The following is a 6,853-nucleotide window of genomic DNA, read 5'->3' as shown; positions in this document are numbered from 1 at the left end:
TATGACAAAAGAGTAATTATAGCAATACTGAAATTAGATGTATAAAATATGTATTGAAAATACATATTTTTATTCGGGACAATCGGTTGCATGGAATGTTGCTGTAGAGGCTATTTTTTCAGGTGATGGTAGCAACATGGCGGCAGAAAGCAAAAAAGGGGGCAAGCGCGTGACACTTGCCCCCTTGAATTTACGTGGAGGCGGCAACCAGATTCGAACTGGTGAATAGCGGTTTTGCAGACCGCTGCCTTACCACTTGGCTATGCCGCCTGAAAAAAATGGAGCCGGAAACTAACGTTGTGTCCCATTTTCCTTAAATAATTTCAATCGCTTGCGAACCATCTTGACGACATCCGTCCAGCAAGCTCCTGAAATCGTGAGCCTTATAGCACTCTGAAAATAGCAAGTCAACCCCGCTTCGTCAATGTTTTGATGGAAAATAGTTGACGATCGATATTTCGGGAACCCGTGTAATTAGGGCGCTGAAGCCTGCACAATTCCGACCGCGCAGGGCCACTGAAACGCTGCGCAAACACGGATGAAAGGATATTATGGGGTTGACCGGCCCAGTATCGATGCATTACGATTATAGCTTGGATAAACTGGAAAAATAAAAATCATTTATCACGAAAACACGAAAAAAGCTCAGGGACTAAAGTGAGCGTTTCATGTTTTCTGCCGGAAAAGACAAAAACGGTGAGGTGCATCAGGAGAACTCGATGAACGCAGAGCAGACCGCCAGCGAAGATAAAATTGTTACCACCGTGTGCAACAGCCATTGCGGAGGGATCTGCGATTTCAAAGTCCACGTCAGGGACGGGAAAATCATTCGCATCGAAGCTGTTCCTGAAGAGGACGGCCGGCCCGGCATGTGCCTGCGCGGCCATGCCTACCGTCAACGGGTCTATTCTCCCGACCGGCTGCTCCACCCCCTGAAAAGGACCGGGCCCAGGGGCTCCGGCGAATTCGCCAGAATTTCCTGGGACGAAGCCCTGGAAACCGTTGCGGGTGAAATGCAAAGAATAAAAGCAGCCTACGGGAACGCGTCTATGCTGCACTTCTGTTCCATGTGCGACCCGCACGTTCTCCACCACGTGTTGGCTTTTCACAGCCTGCTCTGCGGGTTCGGGGGCTACACCGCCCCATGGGGCTACATCTCATGCGAAGGGAACGCCTTTGCCGAAGGGGTGACCTTCGGCAAATCGAGCCGCATCGGGTACACCCCTCACAAACCGGATGAATATCAGGAGGCCCGACTGATCGTCATGTGGGGGTGGAACCCGGCCACGACCGAAATGGGGTCGGGCGTGTCGCTGTCCCTGGCCCGGGCGAGGGAAAAAGGCGCCAGAATCGTTGCCGTCGACCCCAGGTACACCGATTCGGCCGCCGCTTTCGCCAGCCAGTGGATTCCCATAAGACCCGGCACGGATGCCGCCGCCATGCTCGCCATGGCCTATGTGATCATCGATGAAAACCTGCAGGACCGGCATTTCATCGACGAACACACCCATGGGTTCGACAAATTCAAGGAATATGTGCTCGGACGGGAAGACGGCGTGGCCAAAACGCCTCGATGGGCCGAACCGATCACCGGTGTCCAGGCAGAGACCCTCGCCGATCTGGCTCGAGAGTATGCCCGCGAAAAGCCGGCCCTGCTCGGTAGCAGCTTCGGACCGGGACGCAGCGCCTACGGTGAGCAGTATCACCGGATGGCGGCTGCGCTGGAAACGATCACAGGAAACCTGAGACTGGATCGCTATGCGCCGAAACCCAAGGACTTCCGCTTTTTGCCACCCTTCCCGTTCCAGCCGAATCCCGTCGAGAAGGAGGCGCCTTTGCGCTGGAATGCGATCCCTTCCCGGGGCCCGAGCGTAAACTCCAGTGCCCGCGTGAATGTAAGCTCCTTCGCCAATGCGATTCTCGAGGGAAAGGCCGGCGGTTATCCGGCCGACTACAAATTCCTGTGGTTGTCCAACACCAATTACCTGAATCAGCTCGGCAACATCAACAAAGCCGTAAAGGCATTCAAAAAGCTGGAATTTATCCTGGTCACCGAGCAGTTCATGACCGCCACCGCCAAATTCGCGGATATTGTCCTGCCCGTGTGCACCTTCCTGGAGCGCTGTGACCTCATGCCGCCCCTGAACGTCTTCAGCTCGAAGCGCCGTAATTTCACCGTTCTCAGCAAGGCCATCGAGCCGCTGGGCGAATCCAGATCCCAGCTGGCGATCTGCCAGGCCCTGGCGGTGAAACTGGGCATTAGCGGCTACCCCGATCAATCGGACGAGGAGCTGGTCAGGCAAATGGTGGCGATGGTTTCCGCAAACGAAAAACTGAAAACGGAGGGAACCCCGAAAAAAGAACCTGCCGCTTCGACCAAGCCGCAACTGCGCACGCCTTCGGGGAAGATCGAGCTGTCATCGGGGATCGCGGAAAAAATGAACCACCCCGACATACCGGCGGTTCCCAAATACATCGAAACATGGGAAAGCCTGAATGACCCCCTGGCCGCTGCCTATCCGTTGCAATTGATCAGCCCTCATTTCAAGCGGCGCGCCCACAGCCAGTTCGACAACCTGCCGTGGCTCCGCGAACTGCAGCCCCAGGCGGTCAGCATCAATTCCCGCGATGCCGAGGCCAGGGGCATCACGGAGGAAGATATGGTCAGGGTTTTCAACGATCGGGGGGAGGTCCGCATCCCGGCCAGGGTGACAGAAAGGATCATGCCCGGGGTCGTCGCCCTGCCGCAGGGTGCCTGGTACACGCCGGACGAAAACGGCATCGACCATGGCGGCAGCGCCAACGTACTGACAAGAAGCATAACCTCGCCGGGTGGGGCCCTTCCTTCCCATACCGCCCTGGTGCAGGTGGAAAGGGTGTGAATATGCAACTGGGACTATATATAGATCAGAATCGGTGCATGGGCTGCTTTGCCTGCATCGTGGCCTGCAAGGACTGGCACGACGTTCCGGCCGGGCCGGCGAGTTGGATACGGCTGAAAATCATGGAAAAGGGGGCGTACCCCGACCTGCTGGTCGCTTTCCTGCCCACCGCATGCTGGCACTGTGAGAGTCCCGAGTGTGTTTCCGTGTGCCCGGCGGAGGCCATCGCCAAACGGGACGAAGATGGCATCGTGACCGTCGACAGGGATGTCTGCCTGGGCAGGGACGACTGCGGGGCCTGTCTCGAGGCCTGCCCTTATGACGCACCACAGTTCGGGGCTGAGGAGAATGCCAAAATGCAGAAGTGCGACCTGTGCGTCGACCGCTGGGCCCAGGCGAAAAAACCGGTATGCGTAAGCAGCTGCCCCGTTCAGGCTTTGGACGCGGGCCCCATGGACGAGCTCCGGGCCAAATACGGAGATGTAAGGGAGGCGGAAGGCTTCACCTGCCTGGCACCCCTCGCCCCTTCCGTCAGGTTCAAGCCGAAGGAGAACGCCGCAAGCCTCGATCTCCGAAGAATCGACGTTTTCCCCAGATCGGGATGAGGTGCATCACATTCAGGCGCCTTGACTCTGAAGCCCCCAGGCTTTTGCAACACTGAAGTGCAAACAGACTCTCACCCCTCCAAAAGCCCTTTTTCCTCTAAAAACTGGACGACTCGTGTCGCCTCTCCAGCGCCCATTGTGCCGCATAGGGGAATCGTCACGCCGCAGGCTTCCAGAAATCTTCGGCAGTTGACGGCGGTGCAGCCCGTCATTTTAAGCGACACGTTGTTGATTCTTTACGGAAGATTCAATAGGGTAAACCGAATGCGTACCCAAACACGAAAAAAATAAGCATTTTTTTCCCGTAAAATGATCTCCTAAGTTCAATTTAGGACCACTTCTATCTCATGGTGAAAAATGACCGAATCTCAGATCAGCATCAATAGCCTGCTCGCCCCCGAATCCGTCGCGTTCATCGGGGCATCGAACGACCCCACAAAATGGGGGTGCATCATCCTTAAAAACATGCTCCACGGAGGATATGCAGGCCCCATTTACCCCGTCAATCCAAAGGAAAAGGAGGTATTGGGTCTCAAAGCATATGCTTCGGTAGCGGCGTTGCCCGAAACACCCGAAATGGCGGTCATCGTCATCCCGCCGCCTGCCGTTCCCGCCGCCGTTGAAGACTGCGTAAAAAAAGGCGTCAGGGCCGGCCTGGTCATCACCGCCGGCTTTGCCGAGGTGGGGCCGGAGGGTAAAAAACTGCAAACCGCAATGGTGGCGAACGCCAAAAAAGGAGGCATGATCCTGATAGGCCCCAACTGCAATGGTATTTCCCGCCCATCCGCCAATTTTTTTCCCCAGATGCCCTCGATATTTCCAGGCAGCGGCCCCCTTGCGGCGGTGGCGCAGAGTGGAAATGTCGCCGCTTCCCTCATTCGCAGGGGGATTAAAAAGGGTTTCGGATTCAGTGCCGTATTCAGCATTGGAAATGAAGCCGATCTTCACTGTGAGGACTTCTTGAAATTTCTGGGGGACGACCCCGAGACCAAGGTGATCGTCGGTTATATGGAAGGCTTTAAAGACGGGCGACGTTTTTTTAATGTTGCCAGGGAAGTCACCGTGAAAAAGCCCATTGTCATGGTCAAGGCAGGCTCCACCGGCGCCGGGGCCAAGGCGGCCATGTCTCACACGGCATCCCTGAGCGGTGAGGATGCCACCTTCGACGGTTTATGCAAGCAGTCGGGAATTATCCGCACCGACAGTATCGACGACATGTTCGGCATCGGGACGGGATTTCTGAATCAGCCGCTCCCCAAAGGCAACAAGGTGGGAATCGTTACCATGGGGGGTGGTTGGGGGGTCCTGGCGGCGGACACATCCGCCAATTTCGGACTGGATGTGGTCACGTTGTCCTCGAGAACCATCGCCAGGCTGGACGAAATCCTTCCATCCTGGTGGAATCGCGGAAATCCCGTGGACATGGTAGCCGGCACTGTTGGCGGTGTCGTTCCCGAATCGGTTCGTATTCTGATGGAGGCGCCTGAAACGGATTGCGTCATACTGCTGGGCGTTCTCGGCCTGATGAAGAAACGGCCCGGGCCGTCGGACGGTAAGCCGGACCTTGTCGAAAAACAGATCCGTGAAGCCCTGCAAGATCTCTCGGATGCGTTTGATTGGCTGAAATCCCTTTCCCATCAGTATCAAAAACCACTTGTCATTGCATCGGAAATCCCCTTTACTCTGGGAGACTTCGAGAACAGAATGGTTCAAATGCTGGGACAAAAGCAAATAGCCTGTTACAACAGTCCCAACATGGCGGCAAGGGTGATGTCGCGACTTGTCGCCTACGGCAGATATCGCCGTCATTATTCCAAAATGAAACCGACAGAAGGAGGAAAAAATGGAATCCAAGGGGCTTAGAGGCGGCATTTACAAGCCGCTGTCACCCGAAGGCATCGACACCATTCACGACGCATCACTAACCATCCTCGAAAAGACCGGCGTCACGTTCGAAACCGGCCTGGAGGAAACCGTGAAAATGCTTGCCAAGGCCGGCGCCGGCGTGGACCGTGAAAATTACCGCATCCGTTTTCCCCGACAACTGATTGAGGAACAAGTGGCCAAGGCACCTTCCCGGGTGATTCTTTACGCCCGCGACGGCAATAACGACCTGGACCTCACCGGGGACAACGTGCATCTGGGGACCGGCGGCGCGGCTGTCAAGATCCTGGATCTGGAAACCGGCCGGCCGCGGTCGTCGACACTGAAGGACCTCTATGAGATCGGGCGCCTGGTGGACCGCCTGGACCACATCCATTTCTTTTTGCGACCCTGCATTCCCACGGACATCCCGGAAACCGAATACGATGTCAACATGTTTTACGCCTGTCTCAAAGCCACCGGCAAGCACGTCATGAGCGGGGTCAACGACGAGGCAGGCCTGAAGCGCGTTATCGACATGGCCGCCCTGCTGGCCGGCAGCGAAGACCGGCTGCGGGAAAAACCGTTCATCTCGGTGATCACGTCCTTTTCCATTTCCCCGCTCAAGCTGTGCACCCAGTCAACGCGCATCATGCAGGCATGCAACCGCCGTGGCATACCGGTGGCCCTGTCGGCGGCGCCCATGTCCGGCTCCACCAGCCCCATGACCATGGCCGGCACCCTGGCCCAACTGCATGCCGAGCAGCTGGCCGGCATCGCCATCTGCCAGCTAACCCGGGAAGGCGCCCCGCTCCTGTACGGCGGCATCCCCGGAATGGCCAACATGGCCACTATGGAGTATCGGGGCGGCGGTGTGGAATGCGGCATGATGAACGCCGCCATCCATCAACTAGCCGCCCATATCCAAATGCCCAACTACAACAGCGCCGGACTGTCCGATTCCAAGCTGCCCGATGCCCAGGCAGGTTGGGAAAAGGCCATGACCGTGCTTCTCGGTGCTATGGGAGGATCCAACTACATGCACCACAGCGCCGGCATGCTGGAATCCATGCTCACGGTGGCCCACGAACAGTTTGTGATGGACGATGAAATCATCGGCATGGCCTGCAAGGTGCTCAAGGGCATTGACGTGGATGCCGAACACCTGGCCCTGGAGGTGATCGACAGCGTGGGGCCGGCCGGCAACTTCATGATGTCTCCCCATACGATGGAATATATGCGCAGCGAGTATTTCCTGGGCAATGGGGTGACCGACAGCGGAGGCCGCCACCAGTGGGAGCAGGCCGGCGCCCTGGATGCCCGGGAGCGGGCCAGGGAGATCGCACGCAAGATTCTGGAGGCTCCGGAAACATCGCACATACCGGAAGCGATTGACCGGAAATTGCGGGAAAAATACAATATCCTGCTTTAACCGGACAGAAGACGATCGCGGCGCGCTGAATGCAGGTGGGATGACGCAGTCAACGCGTGACGGGGGGCGAC

At 56.9% G+C, this 6,853-nt stretch carries 6 protein-coding genes and 1 tRNA gene; 5 read left to right on the top strand and 2 right to left on the bottom strand.

The genetic code is table 11. The features are described 5' to 3' along the window. The first annotated feature begins 37 nt into the window (after positions 1-37). On the top strand, positions 38-229 hold the full coding sequence (locus LJE94_17205) for a hypothetical protein (protein ID MCG6911839.1): 192 nt from the start codon (positions 38-40) through the stop codon (positions 227-229). Here the strand turns inward: LJE94_17205 and LJE94_17200 are convergent. Continuing rightward, positions 196-270: transfer RNA gene (locus LJE94_17200), tRNA-Cys, on the bottom strand. The genes LJE94_17205 and LJE94_17200 overlap by 34 nt on opposite strands. A 449-nt stretch (positions 271-719) precedes the next feature. Between LJE94_17200 and LJE94_17195 the strand changes: the two genes are divergently transcribed. Continuing rightward, on the top strand, positions 720-2,882 hold the full coding sequence (locus LJE94_17195; GenBank protein ID MCG6911838.1) for a molybdopterin-dependent oxidoreductase: 2,163 nt from the start codon (positions 720-722) through the stop codon (positions 2,880-2,882). 2 nt (positions 2,883-2,884) lie between these two features. Beyond that, positions 2,885-3,487, top strand: a complete 603-nt coding sequence (locus LJE94_17190) for a 4Fe-4S dicluster domain-containing protein (GenBank protein MCG6911837.1) — start codon at positions 2,885-2,887, stop codon at positions 3,485-3,487. Between the two features lie 71 nt (positions 3,488-3,558). On the opposite strand, the gene LJE94_17185 is transcribed toward LJE94_17190, so the two are convergent. Beyond that, positions 3,559-3,699, bottom strand: a complete 141-nt coding sequence (locus tag LJE94_17185; protein MCG6911836.1) for a hypothetical protein — start codon at positions 3,697-3,699, stop codon at positions 3,559-3,561. Between the two features lie 145 nt (positions 3,700-3,844). On the opposite strand from LJE94_17185, the gene LJE94_17180 reads away from it, so the two are divergent. Continuing rightward, positions 3,845-5,350 carry a CoA-binding protein gene (locus tag LJE94_17180; protein MCG6911835.1) on the top strand — a complete coding sequence of 502 codons (1,506 nt, stop codon included), beginning with the start codon at positions 3,845-3,847 and terminating at the stop codon, positions 5,348-5,350. Continuing rightward, the gene (locus LJE94_17175; protein ID MCG6911834.1) at positions 5,331-6,782 is read left to right on the top strand and encodes a trimethylamine methyltransferase family protein; all 1,452 of its coding nucleotides are present in this window, start codon (positions 5,331-5,333) and stop codon (positions 6,780-6,782) included. The genes LJE94_17180 and LJE94_17175 overlap by 20 nt, the downstream gene beginning before the upstream one ends. Positions 6,783-6,853: the final 71 nt, after the last annotated feature.

It is taken from the genome of Deltaproteobacteria bacterium, from assembly GCA_022340465.1.
In the GTDB taxonomy this organism is placed as follows: Bacteria; Desulfobacterota; Desulfobacteria; order Desulfobacterales; family B30-G6; genus JAJDNW01.
The sequence above is the reverse complement of the archived record's forward strand: the minus strand, read 5'-3'. Positions and strand labels throughout refer to the sequence as shown.

Bases quoted from the DNA above. Each gene is read 5' to 3' on its own strand.
- LJE94_17205 (MCG6911839.1), top strand. From the start codon at position 38: ATGTATAAAATATGTATTGAAAATACATATTTTTATTCGGGACAATCG.
- LJE94_17195 (MCG6911838.1), top strand. From the start codon at position 720: ATGAACGCAGAGCAGACCGCCAGCGAAGATAAAATTGTTACCACCGTG.
- LJE94_17190 (MCG6911837.1), top strand. From the start codon at position 2,885: ATGCAACTGGGACTATATATAGATCAGAATCGGTGCATGGGCTGCTTT.
- LJE94_17185 (MCG6911836.1), bottom strand. From the start codon at position 3,699: ATGACGGGCTGCACCGCCGTCAACTGCCGAAGATTTCTGGAAGCCTGC.
- LJE94_17180 (MCG6911835.1), top strand. From the start codon at position 3,845: ATGACCGAATCTCAGATCAGCATCAATAGCCTGCTCGCCCCCGAATCC.
- LJE94_17175 (MCG6911834.1), top strand. From the start codon at position 5,331: ATGGAATCCAAGGGGCTTAGAGGCGGCATTTACAAGCCGCTGTCACCC.